Annotated in this window: 15 protein-coding genes and 2 pseudogenes; 8 read left to right on the top strand and 9 right to left on the bottom strand. The window is 70.0% G+C overall.

Features of this window, described 5'->3' with window-relative positions:
- Positions 1-36: 36 nt before the first annotated feature.
- Both AB0B50_RS28690 and xylA read right to left on the bottom strand, forming a co-directional pair.
- On the bottom strand, positions 37-639 hold the full coding sequence (locus tag AB0B50_RS28690) for a hypothetical protein (protein WP_362338058.1): 603 nt from the start codon (positions 637-639) through the stop codon (positions 37-39).
- Between the two features lie 270 nt (positions 640-909).
- Positions 910-2,076 (bottom strand): xylose isomerase, encoded by a 1,167-nt coding sequence (xylA, locus tag AB0B50_RS28695; RefSeq protein WP_362338061.1) that lies wholly within the window; start codon positions 2,074-2,076, stop codon positions 910-912.
- Positions 2,077-2,200: 124 nt separating this feature from the next.
- Between xylA and xylB the strand changes: the two genes are divergently transcribed.
- From xylB to AB0B50_RS28735, 8 genes are all read left to right on the top strand, one after another.
- A complete protein-coding gene (gene xylB, locus AB0B50_RS28700; RefSeq protein ID WP_362338064.1) occupies positions 2,201-3,655 on the top strand; it encodes a xylulokinase in 1,455 nt (484 codons plus the stop codon).
- Between the two features lie 14 nt (positions 3,656-3,669).
- Complete coding sequence (locus tag AB0B50_RS28705) at positions 3,670-4,887, top strand: ROK family transcriptional regulator (protein WP_362338067.1); 1,218 nt, start codon at positions 3,670-3,672, stop codon at positions 4,885-4,887.
- A gap of 469 nt (positions 4,888-5,356) precedes the next feature.
- A complete protein-coding gene (locus AB0B50_RS28710; RefSeq protein WP_362338070.1) occupies positions 5,357-6,370 on the top strand; it encodes an acetamidase/formamidase family protein in 1,014 nt (337 codons plus the stop codon).
- A 136-nt stretch (positions 6,371-6,506) separates the two neighbouring features.
- Positions 6,507-7,106, top strand: a complete 600-nt coding sequence (locus tag AB0B50_RS28715) for a peptidoglycan recognition family protein (RefSeq protein WP_362338073.1) — start codon at positions 6,507-6,509, stop codon at positions 7,104-7,106.
- Positions 7,107-7,224: 118 nt separating this feature from the next.
- Positions 7,225-8,499, top strand: coding sequence for a GAF domain-containing protein (locus AB0B50_RS28720; protein WP_362338076.1), 1,275 nt, complete (start codon positions 7,225-7,227; stop codon positions 8,497-8,499).
- A 167-nt stretch (positions 8,500-8,666) separates the two neighbouring features.
- Positions 8,667-10,190 (top strand): aldehyde dehydrogenase family protein, encoded by a 1,524-nt coding sequence (locus tag AB0B50_RS28725; RefSeq protein WP_362338079.1) that lies wholly within the window; start codon positions 8,667-8,669, stop codon positions 10,188-10,190.
- A gap of 179 nt (positions 10,191-10,369) precedes the next feature.
- Positions 10,370-11,134 (top strand): SDR family oxidoreductase, encoded by a 765-nt coding sequence (locus AB0B50_RS28730; protein ID WP_362338082.1) that lies wholly within the window; start codon positions 10,370-10,372, stop codon positions 11,132-11,134.
- A 161-nt stretch (positions 11,135-11,295) separates the two neighbouring features.
- The gene (locus AB0B50_RS28735; RefSeq protein ID WP_362338604.1) at positions 11,296-11,727 is read left to right on the top strand and encodes a hypothetical protein; all 432 of its coding nucleotides are present in this window, start codon (positions 11,296-11,298) and stop codon (positions 11,725-11,727) included.
- Positions 11,728-11,778: 51 nt separating this feature from the next.
- Here the strand turns inward: AB0B50_RS28735 and AB0B50_RS28740 are convergent.
- The 7 genes and pseudogenes from AB0B50_RS28740 to AB0B50_RS28770 all read right to left on the bottom strand — a co-directional run.
- Positions 11,779-12,481: pseudogene (locus AB0B50_RS28740) on the bottom strand (transposase family protein); the annotation flags it as partial.
- Positions 12,482-13,006: 525 nt separating this feature from the next.
- Positions 13,007-13,915, bottom strand: coding sequence for a ribosome-inactivating family protein (locus tag AB0B50_RS28745; protein WP_362338085.1), 909 nt, complete (start codon positions 13,913-13,915; stop codon positions 13,007-13,009).
- Between the two features lie 103 nt (positions 13,916-14,018).
- Positions 14,019-14,891 (bottom strand): alpha/beta hydrolase, encoded by an 873-nt coding sequence (locus AB0B50_RS28750; RefSeq protein WP_362338088.1) that lies wholly within the window; start codon positions 14,889-14,891, stop codon positions 14,019-14,021.
- A gap of 28 nt (positions 14,892-14,919) precedes the next feature.
- On the bottom strand, positions 14,920-15,753 hold the full coding sequence (locus AB0B50_RS28755) for an alpha/beta hydrolase (protein WP_362338091.1): 834 nt from the start codon (positions 15,751-15,753) through the stop codon (positions 14,920-14,922).
- A pseudogene (locus AB0B50_RS28760) lies at positions 15,750-16,275 on the bottom strand (DoxX family protein). The gene AB0B50_RS28755 and the pseudogene AB0B50_RS28760 overlap by 4 nt, the downstream one beginning before the upstream one ends.
- A gap of 19 nt (positions 16,276-16,294) precedes the next feature.
- Entirely contained in the window at positions 16,295-16,969 is a 675-nt protein-coding gene (locus AB0B50_RS28765) for a hydrolase (RefSeq protein ID WP_362338094.1), read from the bottom strand.
- Positions 16,970-17,019: 50 nt separating this feature from the next.
- Positions 17,020-18,918 carry an amidohydrolase gene (locus tag AB0B50_RS28770; RefSeq protein WP_362338097.1) on the bottom strand — a complete coding sequence of 633 codons (1,899 nt, stop codon included), beginning with the start codon at positions 18,916-18,918 and terminating at the stop codon, positions 17,020-17,022.
- Between the last annotated feature and the right edge of the window lie 8 nt (positions 18,919-18,926).

Raw genomic sequence — 18,926 nt, forward strand, 5'->3', positions numbered from 1 at the left:
CCCCCCCAAGGGGCCGTCTTCGGAGACACCGCTTCGTCAAGACAGCGGCTTGGTGAGCTTGTGCCTCCCCGAGCCGCTGTCCCCGGCCAGGCTGCACGCGACGTCGTCGATGCCGTACTTGTATCCGGAGGCGTCCGGGTACTGCACCAGAGTGCCGCGCACCGTGCCCGAGGGCTGACTTCGCGCCTTGCGCTCCAGTGGCCGTTCGCACAAAGCGGCCGCCGCCTTCTTGAGGGCGGCGTCCGTCGTGAAGGAGCCCTTCAGTTCGGCGAGTTCGACGACTTCGGCGTCGTGCGGTTCGTTGCAGGACCTCTTCGCCGCCCGGCCCGGCCTGCTGTCGTCGATGTCGAAGCAGTCGCCGGTCCCCAGCAGGTAGTACGGGACCGCGTCACCCGCAACCGTAGGCAGCAACGAGTCGAGGTCGCTCGGGAAACCGGTGGGCACGGACGGGAGTCCGCTCGGCAATCCGGTGGGCAGGTCGGTGGGCAGCTCGCTCGGGATCTGCGACGCGATGCTCAGTGACGGAGTGGGCTCGGACGCGGTTGCAGTACTGGACTCCGCGGGCCCCTTCTTGCCCTCGCCGTCGTCTCCGGTGACCAGCAACACCACCGCGGCGACGGCGCCCACGGCCACGATCACCGCGAGCAGGACCAGCAGCCCCGTGCGCCTCCCCGGGGGCCCGCCAGGAGGCGGCCCGGGTGGCCACCCGCCGTCTGCGGGAGGTGGCCCGTACCCGCCCCCTGGGGGTGGGCCGAACCCGCCACCGCCCGGGGGCGGCGGACCACTGGGCGGCGGCGGAGGTGGTTGCGGCGGTACGGGCGGCATGGCCATACCATCCAGAGTCGCCTCGAATCGGTCATGAGGCGACCCCTGTGCGGAAGTTGATGGCGCGTGGCGCTCGGTCGGGGATCAGCCCCGGGCTCCCAGAAGGTGGTCCATCGCCAGTTGGTCGAGCCGCTCGAAGGCCATCCCGCGCGCGGCGGCCGCCTCCACGTCGAACGCCTCGTACGCGCCCCTGTCGGCGAGCAGTCCCGCCAGCCCGTCATCGGCGGTGGGAAGCGCCAGTTCGTCCAGGCGCGCGGCACGCAGCGCCTCGTGGACCTCCGGGTCGGAGCGGAAGGCCCGCGCACGTTCCCGGAGGATCAGGTAGTTGCGCATGCAGCCCGCGGCCGAATCCCACACGCCCTCGGCATCCTCCGTACGCGGCGGCTTGAAGTCGAAGTGCCGGGGCCCCTCGTAACCGCCCCTCTCCAGGAGGTCCACCAGCCAGAAGGCGCTGCGCAGGTCGCCCGCGCCGAAGCGCAGATCCTGGTCGTACTTGATGCCGGTCTGGCCATTGAGGTCGATGTGGAAGAGCTTGCCCGCCCACAGTGCCTGGGCGATGGAGTGCGGGAAGTTGAGCCCCGCCATCTGCTCGTGGCCCACTTCGGGGTTGACGCCGAACAGTTCGGGGCGCTCCAGGCGGTCGATGAACGCGAGTGCGTGGCCGACGGTGGGCAGCAGGATGTCGCCGCGCGGCTCGTTCGGCTTCGGCTCGATCGCGAAGCGCAGGTCGTAGCCCTGCGCCGTCACGTACTCGCCGAGCAGGTCGAAGGCCTCCTTCATGCGGTCGAGTGCGTCGCGCACGTCCTTCGCGGCACCGGACTCCGCGCCTTCCCTGCCGCCCCAGGCGACGTAGGTACGCGCACCCAGCTCCACCGCCAGGTCGATGTTGCGGATCGTCTTGCGCAGCGCGTAACGGCGTACGTCACGGTCGTTGGCGGTGAAGGCGCCGTCCTTGAAGACGGGATGGGTGAAGAGGTTCGTGGTGGCCATCGGCACGACGAGACCGGTCGCGTCCAGCGCCTGCCGGAAGCGCTTGATGTGCCCCTCCCGTTCCGTGTCGGACGACCCGAACGGGATCAGGTCGTCGTCATGGAACGTCACTCCGTAGGCACCCAGTTCGGCGAGGTGCCGCACCGAGTCGGCCGGGTCGATTGCGGCCCTGGTCGCGTCCCCGAACGGGTCTCTGCCCTGCCAGCCGACGGTCCACAGGCCGAAGCTGAACTTGTCCGCAGGAGTGGGCTTGTAGTTCATGTGCGGCTCCCTCGCCTATTTCGTCATGGCGCTTTACAAATTAGTATCCGAGGACCCTTCTGGGAAGGTCGGGGAGGAAACTCCGGAGCATCCCCCAGGGCGAGCCGCAGAAACGGAGACCGCCATGTCATCAGCGCCCACAGCGCAGGGCCCCCTCGTCGTCGGCGTGGACAGTTCCACGCAGTCCACCAAGGCCCTGGTCGTCGACGTCGCCACCGGCCAGGTCGTGGCCGACGGGCAAGCTCCCCATCGCGTCAGCACGGGCGAGTACCGCGAGAGCGATCCCCAGGAGTGGTGGGACGCCCTGTGCGCGGCCCTCCAGCAGTGCGGCGGAGCCGCACGCGAAGCGACGGCGATCTCCATCGGAGGCCAACAGCACGGCCTCGTCGCGCTCGACAAGGAAGGCCGCCCGGTGCGACCGGCCTTGCTCTGGAACGACGTGCGGTCGGCCCCGCAGGCCCGCGGCCTCGTCGACCGGCTCGGCGGCCCCAAGGCGTGGGCCGACCGTGTCGGCAGCGTGCCGGGGCCCTCCTTCACCGTGACGAAGTGGGCCTGGTTCGCCGAGCACGAGCCCGGAGCCGCCCGCACCACGGCGGCCGTGCGCCTGCCCCACGACTACCTCACGGAGCGCCTCACCGGGCTCGGCACCACCGACCGCGGCGACGTCTCCGGTACGGGATGGTGGGCGTCGGCCTCGGAGACGTACGACGAGGAAATCCTCGGCATGGTGGGCCTCGACCCGGCACTGCTTCCCCGAGTGGCACGCCCCGGAGAGGTTGTCGGCACGGTCCGCCACAGCGGTGAACTGCCCTTCTCCAAGGGGACCCTGGTCGCTCCGGGCACCGGCGACAACGCGGCGGCCGCCCTGGGACTCGGCCTGCACCCCGGCACGCCAGTGCTGAGCCTCGGCACATCGGGCACGGTGTACGCGGTCTCGCGGCACCGCCCCGCAGACCCCACCGGCACCGTCGCGGGCTTCGCCGACGCGCACGGCGCGTGGCTGCCGTTGGCGTGCACCCTCAACTGCACGCTGGCCGTGGACCGGGTGGCCGCGCTACTGGGCCTGGAGCGCGAGGCGGTGGAACCGGGCGGCTCCGTCGCCTTCCTGCCCTACCTGGACGGCGAGCGCACCCCGAACCTGCCGCACTCCTCGGGGCTGTTGCACGGTCTGCGGCACGACACGACACCCGGGCAGTTGCTGCAGGCCGCGTACGACGGGGCCGTGCACTCGCTGCTCGGCGCGCTCGACTTGGTCCTGGACGCGGACGCCGACCCCTCGTCTCCCCTTCTGCTCATCGGCGGCGGAGCACGCGGTGCGGCCTGGCAGCACACCGTACGTCGCCTCTCCGGACGCCCCGTTCAGATCCCGCAGGTGCAGGAGTTGGTCGCACTCGGCGCCGCCGCTCAGGCAGCGGGCGTCCTGACCGGCGACGATCCGAGCGCGATCGCACGGCGGTGGGGCACGGCCCAGGGGCCCGTGCTCGACCCCGTGGAGCGGGACGAGGCGACGTTGTCGCGGATCTCCGGGGTACTCTCCGACGCGGCGCCGCTCCTGGACAGGGCGCCCCATGGGGAGTGAGGGCTGACCGAGGCATGACCGCACCGCTGCACGAAGCGCGCCGGGCGACGTCCGACGCGCGACTGCCCGACACCCAGCAGGGCATGCGCCGCCGCAACCTCTCCCGGGTGATGCACACCGTGGCCGCGCACGGTCCGCTGTCCCGTGCCGCCGTGGCCTCCCGCATCGGGCTGACGCGGGCCGCCGTCTCCACGCTGGTCGACGAGTTGATCCGGTCCGGGCTCCTGGACGAACTGGGGCCGGAGCGCCCCGGACGCGTGGGCCGTCCCGGCTCCGCCCTCGCGGTCAGCGCGCGGGGCCCCGTCGGCATCGGCGCCGAAGTGGGCGTCGACCACCTGGCGGTGTGCGCGGTCGATCTGCGCGGCGAGACACGTGCGCGCATCGTGCGACCGGCCCGCAACCGCGGCCGCTCCCCCGTGCCCGTCCTGGAGGAACTCGCCGTCCTGGTGGAGCGGGTGAGCGACGAGGTCCGCCGGTCGGGTCTGCCCCCCGCCGGTCTCGCCGTGGCCGTGCCCGGCCTTGTCGCCCGCAACACGCACACGGTCGTCCGGGCGCCCAACCTCGGCTGGCACGACGTCGATCTCGGCCCGCTTCTGCGTACGGCGCTGCCGCTCACCGTGGACAACGAAGCCAACTTCGGCGCGCTCGCAGAGCTGTGGCTCGAGGGGGAGTCGCCCGAGGACTTCCTCCATGTCTCGGCGGAGATCGGTATCGGTGCGGCTCTCGTCGTCGACGGACGGCTGCTGCGCGGGACGCACGGATTCGCGGGCGAGTTGGGGCACGTGCCGGTACGCCCGGAAGGGCCTGCCTGCCCGTGCGGCGGCCGCGGCTGCCTGGAGCAGTACGCGGGCGAGGAGGCGGTGCTGCGAGCGGCGGGCCTGGATCCCGGCGAGGACCGGGTGGCGCTTCTCGCCGAGCGGGCCGCCGCGGGCGACAAGGAGGTACGGAAGGCGCTGCGGGGCGCCGGGACGGCATTGGGCATCGCGCTCACCGGCGCCGTCAATCTGCTGGACCCACGGGCCGTGGTGCTCGGCGGGGCCCTGTCGCGTCTTGCTCCGTGGCTGTTGCCTGCCCTGGAAGGCGAGTTGACGCAGCGCACGGCGGGCCGGTCCTGCAAGGTGACAGTCTCTGGCCTGGGCCCGGACGGGCCGCTGCTGGGCGCAGCGCACTCGGTTGCGCGGGCGGTGCTGGATGATCCGGTGGGAGCCGGCGGAGCGGAGCGGGCGGGGTAGGCGAAGCCCTCTCCGCGGGTCCTTCGGGCGCCGCCCCATCCCTCGATCGGGCGGCCGAGATATCCACAGTCACGCCGCTGTGCACAGATGCGAGCCGCGCCCTTCCACCTCAGCCAGCAAGCGCCGTACCGTAATTCACGCGAGGCGCCGCTGCCCAGGTGACGGTGGCGGTCCCGCGAGTCGGGGGTTCAGTGGATCGGGGGATTCAGGTGTCGGGGGAAACCATTTCAGGGCTGCGCCGCGGTGCATCGGCCTCCTCAATGTCCTTTTCCATGTCGGCGCCTGCCATCCCAGCGCTGCTTCCCGCCCTGAGCGACACGAGCAACACAGGCAACACGAGCAATACAAGCAACAAGCAACAAGCAACAAGCAACACGAGCAATACGAGCAACCGAAGAATGCAAAGTGATCGGATCGGCCCCGACGGCCGGATCGACGGCCCGTTCGGCCAGAGTGGAGCGGTACAGCAATGAGTGACCCCCGGATCCTGACCGTGCGGCCCGAAGCAGGCGAGTACGCCTGGACGTTCGGCGGAGCCGCGCCCGTGGCACGCATCGCGCCGGGCACGGTGCTGGATCTGTTCACGGAGGACTGCTTCGCCGGAAACGTACGTTCGGAGAAGGATCTTGTCTCCGAGGTCTGCGAATTCCCGTTCCTCAATCCGCAGACAGGCCCCTTCTATGTGGAGGGCGCGGAGCCGGGTGACACGGTCGCCGTGCACTTCGTGTCGATCGAACCGGCCCGCGACTGGGCGGCCTCCACCACGGTCCCCCTGTTCGGCGCCCTCACGTCGACGCATTCCACCGCCTCGCTCCAGCCGCCGCTGCCCGAAGCCGTGTGGATCTGGCAGCTCGACCGGGCCCGTCGCACCGCGCAGTTCAGCGCGCGGGACAGCGAATTCACGGTCGAACTGCCCATGGACCCCATGCACGGCACCATCGGTGTGGCGCCGTCGAATCTGGAGGTGCGCTCGGCCCTCGTCCCCGACGCCCACGGCGGCAACATGGATACGCCCGAGATGCGGGCCGGGGTCACCTGCTATCTCGGGGTGAACGTCGAAGGCGCCCTGTTGAGCCTGGGCGACGGACACGCGCGACAGGGCGAGGGCGAGACATGCGGCGTGGCCGTCGAGTGCGCCATGAACACCGTGGTGATCGTCGAGCTCCTCAAGGGGGTGACCACTCCCTGGCCGCGCCTGGAGTCCGATACGCACATCATCTCGACCGGGTCGGCACGACCGCTCGAGGACGCCTTCCGAATATCCCAACTCGACCTGGTGCAATGGCTGGTGCGTGACTATGGCTTCAGCGAGCTGGACGCCTATCAGTTCGCGACGCAGACCGTCGAGTCGCCGCTCGCCAATGTCTGTGACACCAACTACACGTGCGTGGCCAAGATCCGAAAGGAATGGCTGCCGACGCGCGAGACGCACCGCGGACTGCACGCGCGGCTGCGCGAGACAGCTGCCTCACTCCCCCGCTGACACAACCCGTTCCTGACACAACCCATTACGACAGAACCCGTTACTGACAGAACGTGGTGCGCAGCGACCTTCCGAGGTGAATCCCTCAAGTACAGCGCCAGTCCGGACGATCCCCCCACCGAGAGGCAGGTCAGTCATGGATCGAGCAGGACTCTTCCCTAGCAGGCGCCTACTGCTGCAGGGCGCAGTCGCCGCCGCGCTGCCCACCGCCCTCCTGCCCGCCACCCACGCGAGCGCCCGAGCCCAGGCGGTCGACTACCCCCTGGCCGAGTGGGTCCCGGCCAGCACCTCCAACTACACGGCCTCCAACCGCCCCAGCACGTATCCCGTCGACTACGTGATCATCCACGTCACGCAGGAGACGTACGCGGACACGCTCGCCATCTTCCAGAACCCCGCGAAGAAGGTCTCGGCCCACTACGTGGTGCGCTCCAAGGACGGTCACATCGCCCAGTGCGTCCGCGAGCGCAACGTCGGCTGGCACGCGGGCAATTGGACCTACAACACGCGCAGCATCGGCATCGAGCACGAAGGGTGGGTCGACAAACCCGAGTACTTCACCGACGCGATGTACGAGCAGTCGGCCGCGCTGACCGCTGCCATCTGTACGAAGTACGGCATCCCCAAGGACCGTGAACACATCATCGGTCACCACCAGGTTCCCGGCTCGGACCACACGGATCCCGGTCCGTACTGGGACTGGTCGCGTTACATACGCATGGTCAACTTCGTCTGAGGACGACCGCGGTGGCGTCGTGCCCGCGGCATGACGTACCGGACCGTTCCGCGTTCTTGTCGGCTTCCGTTCCCGGGGTGACGATGGCACCACCGCACCGCCGTCCCGGGAGGCCGAGTTGACCGATCCATGGGTGGCCCTGGAGCCGGGTGCCGATCCTGCCGAGCGGGCGCGACAGTTGCGGCAGGCCCACGAGAGGTTCACCGCCGGCGGGACGGTGGCCCGTCCCGTGCGTTCGGTGGTGGCCGAGTCATGGCGCAGGTCGGCCAGGGCGAGGGTCAGTCCGGAGGGCACCGGAGCGGCGGTGGAGCTGACGGACGGGGACCTCGGCGCCTACCGGGCGGAGCACCCGCTGGCACGCGTGATGCCGCTGTTCCGCGAGTTGATGGGCTCCTTCGCGACGGACGGGGAGCATCTTCTCGCGGTGTGCGACGCGCAGGGCAGGCTGCTGTGGGTAGAGGGCCACCCGGTGACGCGGCAGCGGGCGGGGCGAATGAACTTCGTGCCGGGTGCCCGGTGGGCGGAGTCCGCCATGGGGACGAACGCCCCGGGGACGGCGGTCGCCGTGGACCGGCCGGTGCAGGTCTTCGCCACCGAGCACTTCATGCGACGCGTCCAGCCGTGGACGTGCGCGGCGGCTCCCGTGCACGATCCGCGAACGGGTCGGCTGATAGGCGCGGTCGACATCACCGGCGGGGACGGTCTCGCACACCCGCACAGCCTCGCCTTCGTGCAGGCGGTCGCGCGGGCGGCGGAGTCGCAACTGGCGTTGCTCGCCCCGCCGATGGGTGCCGGGACCTCGGTCGAGCTGTCGGCGTTGGGGCGTGACGAGGCGTTGCTGCTCGTAGGCGGGCGCAAGGTGCGGCTCAGCCGTCGGCACAGCGAGATCGTCCTGCTGCTGGCCCGCCATCCGGAGGGGCTGACCGGGGACGAGCTGTTGTACGCGCTGTACGAGGACGAGTCGGTGCCGCAGGTGACCCTGCGGGCCGAGATGGCGCGGCTGCGGCGGGTGCTCGGGGTGGGGCTGCTGCGGTCGCGGCCGTACCGCCTGGCGGCCCCCGTCGAGTGCGACGTCGACACGGTCGAGCGCCGGTTGGGAGCCGGGGCCGTGATGGCGGCGGCCGCCGCGTATGCCGGTCCGCTGCTTCCGCAGTCGCAGGCGCCCGCGGTGGTCCGGCTCCGCCGCAGACTGGCCGACCAGCTTCGAGCGGCGCTCGTCGACCGCAACGACCCCGATCTGCTGGCGGACTGGGCGCACGCTCCCTGGGGCGAGGACGACCTTGTGGCCTGGCGGGCACTGGCCGCGCTGCGCCCGACGGCTCCCGTCCTCGCCCGCCTGCGCCGGCTCGATGCCGAACTGGCCTTGACCGGGCAGGGGGACGGGCACACGTAGGCAGGGGCGCGGGCACACGCAGACAGGAACATGAGCGCACGTAGGAAGGGAGCAGAAGCGAGGGTACGCGCGACGCAAGGCCGCAACGTTCATGCAACGTCCGCGCTTCTAGCCTCCCGGCGAGAGCTGCCCAGCGCGGGCAGCCGTCCACGGGAGGCCAGTCAAAGATGACCCGTTACGCAGCGCCCGGCACCGAGGGCGCGATCGTCTCCTACCAGTCGCGATACGACCACTTCATCGGCGGCGAGTACGTGGCTCCCGCCCGTGGCCAGTACTTCGAGAACCCGAGCCCGGTCAACGGCCGGCCCTTCACCGAGATCGCCCGGGGCACGGCCGAGGACGTCGAGCGCGCGCTCGACGCGGCGCACTCGGCAGCGCCCGCGTGGGGGCGTACCTCCATCACGGAGCGCGCGGACGTGCTGCGGAAGATCGCCGACCGGATGGAGGCCAATCTCGAACAGCTCGCGGTCGCCGAGAGCTGGGAGAACGGCAAGCCGGTCCGCGAGACGCTGGCCGCCGACATCCCGCTCGCCATCGACCACTTCCGGTACTTCTCGGGCGTCGTCCGCGCGCAGGAGGGGTCGCTGAGCGAGGTCGACGAGGACACCATCGCGTACCACTTCCATGAGCCGCTCGGCGTCGTCGCGCAGATCATTCCGTGGAACTTCCCGGTCCTCATGGCCGCGTGGAAGCTGGCGCCGGCGCTCGCCGCCGGGAACGCCGTCGTCCTCAAGCCCGCCGAGCAGACCCCTGCCTCCATCCACTACTGGATGAGTCTGGTCGCCGACCTGCTTCCGCCGGGGGTCGTCAACATCGTCAACGGCTTCGGGGTCGAGGCGGGCAAGCCGCTGGCCTCGAGTCCGCGCGTCGCCAAGGTCGCGTTCACCGGTGAGACCACCACGGGGCGGCTGATCATGCAGTACGCCTCCGAGAACATCAAGCCGGTGACGTTGGAGCTGGGCGGCAAGTCGCCGAACATCTTCTTCGACGACGTGTGGTCGGCCGACGACGACTTCCGGGACAAGGCCCTCGAGGGTTTCACGATGTTCGCCCTCAACCAGGGTGAGGTCTGCACCTGTCCGTCGCGGGCGCTGGTGCAGCGCGGTCACTACAGCGAGTTTCTCGAGGCGGCCATCGCCCGCACCGAACAGATCAAGGCCGGGCACCCCCTGGACACCGAGACCATGATCGGCGCACAGGCCTCCAACGACCAGCTGGAGAAGATCCTCTCCTACGTGGACATCGGCCAGCAGGAGGGCGCCAAGGTCCTCACCGGCGGTCAGCGCATCGAGTACGACGGGGAGTTGGCTGGCGGCTACTACGTCCAACCGACGATCTTCGAGGGCGACAACCGCATGCGGATCTTCCAGGAGGAGATCTTCGGCCCGGTCGTCTCGGTCGCGTCGTTCAACGACTTCGACGACGCCATCAAGATCGCCAACGACAGCCTGTACGGGCTGGGCGCGGGCGTGTGGACCCGGGACATCAACACCGCCTACCGCGCGGGCCGTTCGATCCAGGCGGGCCGCGTCTGGACGAACTGCTACCACGCCTACCCGGCGCACGCGGCGTTCGGCGGCTACAAGCAGTCCGGGATCGGCCGCGAGACCCACAAGATGATGCTGGAGCACTACCAGCAGACGAAGAACCTTCTCGTGTCGTACTCGCCGAAGAAGCTCGGCTTCTTCTAGAGGCTCGTGCTGGTCGCGGGCGGCTGCCTGTGCTCAAGATCGTCTGTCGGGTGAAGACCGGGTCGGTGCTGGCTCCGGTCGCGTCAGCGGATGATCTGGCTGAGGCTAGGAGAAATGGCGTGGCCCCGGTACGGGCCGGAGCCCTGCCGTCCCCCGACCGGCACACACAGGAGGCCGTCATGGCCAGCACCCCGGACAAGACGCTCAACGGCAAGGTTGCCTTCGTCGGAGGCGCGTCCCGCAACCTCGGCGGACTCATCAGCACCACCCTCGGCGCGGAGGGCGCACGTGTGGCCGTGCACTACAACAGCGACGCCTCCAAGGCGAAGGCCGAAGAGGTCGTCGCGCAGATCAACGCCGGTCCCGGTGAGGCGTTCGCGATCCAGGCCGACCTGACGAAGGTCGCCGAAGTGGAGCGGATCTTCGACGAGACCGTGAGCCGGTTCGGGAAGCTGGACTACAGCGTCAACACCGCTGGCATGGTGCTGAAGAAGCCGCTCACCGAGATCAGCGAGGAGGAGTACGACCGCATGTTCGCGGTCAACTCCAAGGCCGCGTTCTTCGTGATGCGCGAGGCCGCCCGCCGCGTCGAGGACGGCGGGAAGATCATCACCATCGTCACGTCGCTGCTGGCCGCCTACACCGGCCTGTACTCCACCTACGCGGGAAGCAAGGCTCCCGTCGAACACTTCACCAGAGCCCTGTCCAAGGAACTGTTCGGCCGGAACATCTCGGTCAACAACATCGCCCCGGGCCCGATGGACACCGGGTTCTTCTACCCGGCCGAGGACGACGACTCCATCGCCTACCACAAGTCCTCCGCCATGAACGGCGACCTCACCAAGATCGAGGACATCGTGCCGTGGGTGCGGCATCTGCTCACCGACGGCTGGTGGGCCAACGGCCAGACCCTCTTCCTCAACGGCGGCTACACCACCCGCTGAGCCCCGCACGACACCCGCGCCGCGGGGCACCACCACAGACCGTCCCGCAGCACCACCTTCTCTTCCCACCCTGCGACAGGCCCCTGAAAGGGGCAATGGACTTCGCATCCCTCTTGTTGCGCCTACAACTGAGTCCCCGCCACGTAGCCAGGAGTCTCAGGGTGCCTCTCGCCACAAGCGCACGGCCGTGGCTGTGCACAGCCACGGCCGCCGCCGTCACTGTCGGGCTCTGGGTGGCCGCCCCTGCCACCGCCTGCGACGGCCCGCCCCCGGTCATCATCGCGGACCACGTCAACGTCTACTACATCAGCGGAGACGGCAACCTGACGGGCGATCACATCATCGTAGGCAACAGCAACAACGTACACAGCCACAACCACAGCCCCGGCGGCGTCAACGCCGCCAACGGCAACAACAGCAGCGGAAACGCGGCACCAGCCGCCCCCTCCCTCCTGGCCACAAAGGACGACCGATACGGCGCTCCTGACCACACCCGGCCCTACAGGCCCGGTGCCGCCGAAGACCACGTGAGCCTGTCGATCTTTCTGGACGACCCCGTTCGGCCCTGCTTCGCTGGCCGCCCCCGCAGGTGAAGACAGACGATGGCGGCGTGCCCCCGAACGACGATCCGGCCGAGCTCCAGCAGTGGAATGCCGCCATCTCCTCCCCGTGGCGCGCCAGCCCTTCAGGATGGCCATGGCTTGCTCGCCGATGCAGCGGATCTTTGCGTGGGTGGTGTTGTGGCGTCGCCTCCACCGCTTGAGCCGGCGGCCTCGGAACGGTACGCAGACGCGATGTCCAGCGCCTTGGTACGCCTTGTCTTCCCAGCACTTGAGCCCCTCGGCCGCGAGCGCGTCGACGATTCCGTGGCGTCGGGCTGCCGTCAGGTCGTGGATCGAGCCGGGCAGGGCGGGCGAGGCCCACAGCAGACGGCCGAAAGGATCGGTCAGGACCTGGACGTTCATGCCGTGGCGTTTAATGTTTCCCGGAGTAGTACGGAGTGTCGGCGGCGATCCGGTCGATCGGCAGGAGGGTGCCGTCCAGGATCACGAATGCCTTCTTCCTGGCCGTGTCCATGGCCTCAGCCAGGGTGGGAGCGCGGGCGGACAGGAGGTCGACGGCCTCGCGTATGTAGCGGTAGACCGTCGCGATACCGATCCCGAACCCGGCGGCGAGCCGGGCGTAAGTGTCACCGCACCGCAGATGAGCCAGGACGAGCAGGGCCTGGCGCCCGGCTGCCAGACGTCGCCATCGAGTGCCGATCTCGCGCCGCCGCGCGGCCAGTTGCCCTGTCAGGTAGCGCAAGGTACGGCTGGACAGGTCGATCGTCGACGGGTACACAAGCACTCGAAGCTCCTGGCAGCACGGTGGATCTTGGTTGTGACACCGTCTACCAGGAGCTTCCTCGTTCAGTCAGCCCGTCCAACACGTGGTCAACGTCGCCAACTGGAAAAGGGCTCAATGTGCTTCGTGTGCGCTATGTGCACCTCTGACGCACGCCTAAAGCAGGGCACCGGACCTCCGGCGGGGGGATCGCCATATGGCATCCGCGCCGCCTCACTCTCCCACGGCGCACAGGGACAGCGAGCTGGCGCCAGCCGGGCCATCACGTGGATGAATGCGTCCGCCCACAAGCGGATCGCCCGCATCCGCGCCCAATGCCCTCCTGCCGTCTACGCCGATCTATTTCCGAACCGGTCGATACTGCCCCGGGGCGTGACGCACGCAATGTCACTCCCGACGGAGGGAGCGGCGATCACGCTGATCACCCTGAGGAACCCTGGGTCTTGAAAGGGAGTTGCGTGAGCGGCGCGCTCATCCCGGACGGCGAAGGCCTGGCCAAGGCGGTGCTCTGCTCGCCGGCGCCCGGCGTCAGCTGTTGCGCTTGTGCCCGTTGAGCTGGATGTACCCCAGGTTCGCGATGAGCGCCGCGACCGTCGGGTAGTACCTGCTGTAGCCCGGGGCGCCGACGGTGAAACCCTCCCCGGCGGGGTTGCGGAGTTGCGCGTACACCCAGGTGGAGAGGTGAGTCCAGGTGGTCTCGAGGTCCGCACCGAACCGACCGATCGGGGTCGACGTGCGGTTCCTGATGTTCTGCCGTACCACGTCGAAGATGTACCCGAAACGGGCCGCCTCGGCGGTCGCGCCGATGATGTCCACGAGGTAGGAACCGACGGTCCGCTGGCCGGCTTGCGTACCGAGGAGCTGCTCCGTGTTGCGCAGCGTCAGCAGCGCGTTCTGGAGGTTCTGCGGGGTGAGCTGCCGCTCCCCGCGGGAACTGCCGCTGGGCAGGTTGGCGTAGCTTCCGTTCCAGGGGAGGCGATCGGCCCGTACACCCAGGACACGGTTGAACGCGTCGGGATAGCCGTCGGGGAACACGTAGTGCTGGTTGCCGGTGCCGTTGGGCTGCCCGGGCTGGTAGAACCCTGCGAGATAGAGGGTGTTGGCCCAGTAGTACAGGGAGACCGCATGCTGCCCGGAGTAACTCACCCTGATCTGGATCAGCCGGTTAAGAGTGGTCGTGGTCTCGTCCAGCACCTGGTAGAAGTCGTGACCGCTGATCCGGTGCACCTGGTCGATCATGTTCCAGTACCGGTCGTGCTGGCCCTGGCCGCCGTGCTCGAGACCGCTGATGTCCCAGTCGACGACCGTGAGCGGCCGGTCCGGATCGGCATGGGCGGCGGGCGCCGCTACGCCCAGCACACCTACCGACATGGCGAGCGCCACGAGGAGGCCGGCAACACGCCGGGCACTTCGTTGGTACAGATTCGCGTTGAGCACGCGGAGCTCCTTGTCGTTCCACTGATTGCCCCGCCGTGACTCCGGTTGAGGGGCGTTCGACGACGGCACCCTGTGGCATGGCCATGGAGTGTCGTGGGTGGTGCTAGGCGGCGGGGTCGACGAACCGCCGGATGAAGGTGAGGGCGGTGTCGGCGACTTCGCGCCAGCCGTGGTCGATGATGAGGGCGTGGCCGCGGCCGGGGATCTCGGTGATCTCGGTGATCGCGTGCGCGTTGTGGGCCTGCTTCTTGTAGGAGGCGTTGGCGATGGCCCAGGGGACGGTGTGGTCCTTCTCCCCGGAGATGATCAGGAGGGGGCCGCGATCTGCGGCGGTGGTGTCGACCTTGACCTCGGTCCAGGGATTGACGTTGGCGGCGGCAGCTTGGAACAGGGGCCCGCCGGAGGCTGGGACGGCGAAAGTGTCGTACAGCTCACGGGCCTCCTCCTCGCTGACGGCGTTGGCGAAGGAGTAGCGGAACTGCTCGTAGGTCAGAGGGACGGCCCGGTGGTAGTTGGCCGGGTTGCCGAGGACGGCGCTCGCGGCGCGCAGCGAGGACAGGGGCAGCGGCAGTACGCCGCGGAAGGGAGCCGGGTCGATGGCGACCGAAGCCTGGGACAGACCTCGTCCGGCGGCGATCTGGGTGATGAGGCCGCCGAAGGAGTGGCCGACGACGACAGGGGGCCGTTCCAGCTTCCCGATCAGGTCGCAGAAGTGGTCGGCGACCTGTCCGACGCTCTTGCCGGCGAACACCTCGGGGTGTGCGTTGGCCTCGCCGACCGTCTCCGGGTCGTCCGGCCAGCCAGGCAGGAGGGGCGCGAAGCCGGCCTCCTCGAAGACGGCAGCCCACCGCTCCCAGCTGGTGGGCAGCAACCACAGCCCGTGGATGAACACCACCGGGATGCGGCCGGTGGTGTTGGCCCGTTCGATCTCGGCGAGATCGCGGGCGTAGGACGGCCTGGACGACGACGTGCTCATGATGGCTCCTCTGCGTGGCGGATCGGTGTCAGATGGTGTGGGCGGCGGCCCGGATCAACGAGACGACGGCATCGGGCCGGCTGTACATCGGCAGGTGGGAGGCGGAGACCTCGGTCGTACGCGAACCCGCCCGCCGGGCCTGGAAGCGCTGGAGTTCCGGCACGATCCCCCGGTCCTGGCCGGAGATCAGGGCCCAGGAGGGCAGGGTGCGCCAGGCGGCAGCGGTGCAGCGGTCGGTGAACACGGTCGCGTTGAGCGGGCGTTGACCTGCGCCCAGGAGGCGGGCGACGGAGCGCGGTACGTCCTGGGCGAAGACGTCGTGGAAGCGGTCGGGCCGAATGTACAGGTCGGCTGCCGGGCTGCCGTCGGGGGCGGGGACCGAGGTCAGGGCCGGTTCCAGCTGGGAGCCGGGGAACCGGCTGGCGAGCTCGCCCAGGACTTCCCCGGCGTCGGGCATGAACGCCGCAATGTAGACCAGGGCTTTGACGTTGGCTGCCGTCGCCGCGGCCTGGGTGACGACCGCCCCGCCGTACGAGTGTCCGGCCAGGACGACCGGTCCGGCGACGGCGGCGAGCCGGGCGGCAACCCGGGCGGCGTCGTGTGCCAGGCCGCGCAGCGGGTTGGACGCGGCGATCACCTGGTGGCCGCCGCGCTGGAGGCGCTCGGTGACCGGGTTCCAGGTGGAGGCGTCGGCGAAGGCACCGTGTACGAGGACAATCGTCGGCTGCAAACCCCTCTGCTCGGAGGTACGCGCGGTCTCCGCGTACGCCGAGGGGGCGGCCGTGCCCACGGCCAGCCCGGCGGCACCTGCGGCCGCGGCGGCCAGGGCGGTACGCCGGGAGAGGACGGAGCGTGTGGTCATCGGGAACGGTCTCCTTCGGAGGGGATCGCGGGGGCGAGCTGGGCGGGGCGGTGCAGCAGGGCCCGGGTGGCCAGTCCGCTGGCCACCCCTGCGGCCGCGGCGGTCACGGACCACCAAGCCGGCCAGGACAGCAGTCCCAGGGCCTGGTCGACGGAGTGGCGGCCGGGGCCGGTGAGGGCAAGGGCGGCGGCGGTGACGATGAGGACCAGCGGGTACTCATAGCCGTCCTTCTGCGCCCAGAGGCCGTTGGGCCATTTCACGGTGGGGGCGACGGTCGTCACGCCGATCGCGCCGGCGGAGGCCAGCGGGGTGAGGGCTCCAGCGGCCATCAGGAGGCCGGAGCCGACCTGGCCGACGCCCGCGGCGAGGGCGGTGAGCGCCCCGCCGCGGAAGCCGTCGTGCCGGAACTCCTCGATCCCGCCGGCCAGCCCGCTGCCACCGAGACGGAAGCTGATCTTCTGGACGCCGTCCGGCGATCAGTAGTCCCGCCACCAGGCGCAGGATGAGCAGTCCCGTGTCCATGGGTTCTCGTTCCCGTCGCTCAGCCGGCGGCGTGCGGGTCGATCATGGCGTGGGCGTAGACGACGCCCAGGCCGTAGGCGCCGCCGTGTTCCTTGACCACGTCGGTGGTCGCGGCGTACGTCTCGGTGCGGGCCCAGTCGCGCTGGAGCTCCAGCAGCACCTGGAGCCAGGTGACGGGCACGGCGCCGGCGGCCGTCATCCGCTGCATGGCGTGCTCGTGGGCGGCCGGCGTGACGCCCGCCGAGGCGTCGGCGACGACGTAGACCTCGTACCCCTGGTTCAGCGCCGACAGGGCGGGCAGGACCAGGCAGACCTCGGTCCACAACCCGGACAGGATGATCTTGCTGCGGCCGGTGGCCTTGACGGCCTCGACGAGAGCCGGGTCCTCCCAGGCGTTCATGGAGGTCCGGTCGACTATCTCGTGCTTGGGGAAGACCTCGCGCAGCTGGGGCAGGATCGGGCCGGAGAAGGACTCGGCCGCGACGGTGGACAGCACGACGGGGACGTCGAAGGACTTCGCGGCCTTGGCCAGTCCGACGGTGGCGTTGATGACGGAGACCCGATCGCTGCTCCCGGCCCCGAAGAACATTTGCGGCTGGTGGTCGACGAACAGCATCATCGCGTTGTCGGGGGTGATCAGGTCCGGGCTCGGGCCGGCCTGGACGGAAGCGAGGTCGAGGGCGAAGTCGGTCATGAGGGATTCCTTTCGATGGTGATCGACAAAGGCGGAGGGAAGATCTCGGGTCAGAGCACGAAGCAGGGGTCGAAGGCCCGCGACGGCTCCTCGGGAGCGAACCCGCGTACGACCCGCCACTGGCGGTGCCGCTCCGATTCGGCGGCGGCCTCGGCCAGCAGGTCTGCCTGGCGGGCCCCTGTGGCCGACGGTGGGAGCGTCCCCTGGTAGCCGCCGTAGTGGGCGACCGGGCTCCAGGCCGGGCTGACGGGCGGCAGCGCTTCGTCCAGGCCCTCGTAGGTATCCGCGGCGTAGACGATCCGCCCGCCGGTCACCGTCAGGACGGACTCGATGTGCGGGATGCCCTCGGCCGGGACGGTGAGGTAGTCGTGCGAGAGGACCGCGAAGTCCGCGAACCGGCCCTCTGCGAGGCCCCCCTTGTCCGCCTCCTCCCCGGTGAGCCGCGCCCCGCCGGCTGTGTACAGCTCCAGGGCCTGTTCACGGGAGACGAGCTGCTCGGCGGGACGAAGGGCCAGGTTGCCGACGGTGCGGCCGGTGACCAACCAGTGCAGTGCCACCCAGGGGTTGTACGAGGAGACGCGGGTGGCGTCGGTGCCGGCGGCGAGGGGGATCCCGGAGCGCAGCATGTCCGCGATCGGCGGGGCAGTACCGGCGGCCTGCGTCCCGTACCGTTCGGCGAAGGCTCGGCCCTGGAAGGACATCCGGTTCTGGACCGAGATGCCGCCGCCGAGGGCGGAGATCCGTTCCAGGCTGTGCGGCGAGACGGTCTCGGCATGGTCGAACAGCCAACGCCTGCCCGCCGGGAACAGCCCTTCGGCGGCGAGCTTCTCGAAGACGGCCAGGTCCCGGCGGATGGTGTCGTCGTAGGTGGCGTGCAGCCTGAAGCCCCAGCCGTGCTCGGTCAGCAGCCGAACCGCCTGCTCGAACTCGCCCTCGTAGCCGTCCGTGAGTTCCGGCCGCGGTTCGGAGAAGTTCTCGAAGTCGGCGGCCGCCCAGGTCAGGTTCTCCCCCGCGCCGTTGAGGCGCAGCCACTCGTCGCCGTCGCCGGGGCGGACGGTCTCGGTCCAGCGGCGCAGGTCGGCCAGCTCCTGACCGGCGGTCTGCGGGAAGAGGTGGTATCCGATGCGGACGCTGAGCTCGCCGGCCCGGGCCAGTTCGGTGACCGTGGCGTAGTTCTCCGGGAAGTTCTGGAACCCGCCGGCGGCGTCGACGGCCGAGGTCAGGCCGAAGCGGTTCAGCTCACGCAGGAAGTGCCGGGTCGAGGTCCGCTTGTCGGTCTCGTCGAGGGCGGGTGCCTTGGCCAGCGTGGAGTAGAGGATGAGTGCGCTGGGCGCGGCCAGCAGCAGGCCGTTTGGCTCTCCGGCCCGGTCCCGGACGATCTGACCGCCCTTGGGGTCGGGGGTGTCCCGGGTGAACCCGGCGGCCCGGACGGCGGCGCGGTTGAGGATCGCGGACTGGTAGAGGTGCAGCACGAACACGGGTGTGTCCGGTGCGGCAGCGGTCAGTTCGGTCGGGGTCGGCATCCGCCGTTCGGCGAACTGGTCCGCGGTCCAGCCGCCCACGACCCGGATCCACTGGCCCCGCGGAGTACGGCCGGCCTGCTCACGGAGCATGGCAAGGGCCTGCCCCAGCGACGGTACGCCGTCCCAGCGCAGCTCCAGTACGTAGTTCAGGCCGCCGCGGATGACGTGCAGGTGGGAGTCGTTGAGCCCGGGGACGACCCGGCGGCCGAGCGCGTCCACGACCCGGGTGCCCGGTCCGACCAGACCGGCGATGTCCCCGTCGTCGCCCAGGGCGGTGATCCGGCCGTCGCGGACGGCGAGCGCCGTCGCGGACGGCCGGGCGGGGTCTTGGGTGTGTATCTTTCCGTTGCGCAGGACGAGGTCGGCGTGTCCCCCGTCGGGTGATCCGTGGGCGGGGGTGATCCCGCCGACGGGCATGCTGGTCATGGTGCTCA

This window comes from Streptomyces sp. NPDC041068 (genome assembly GCF_040647455.1).
In the GTDB taxonomy this organism is placed as follows: Bacteria; Actinomycetota; Actinomycetes; order Streptomycetales; family Streptomycetaceae; genus Streptomyces.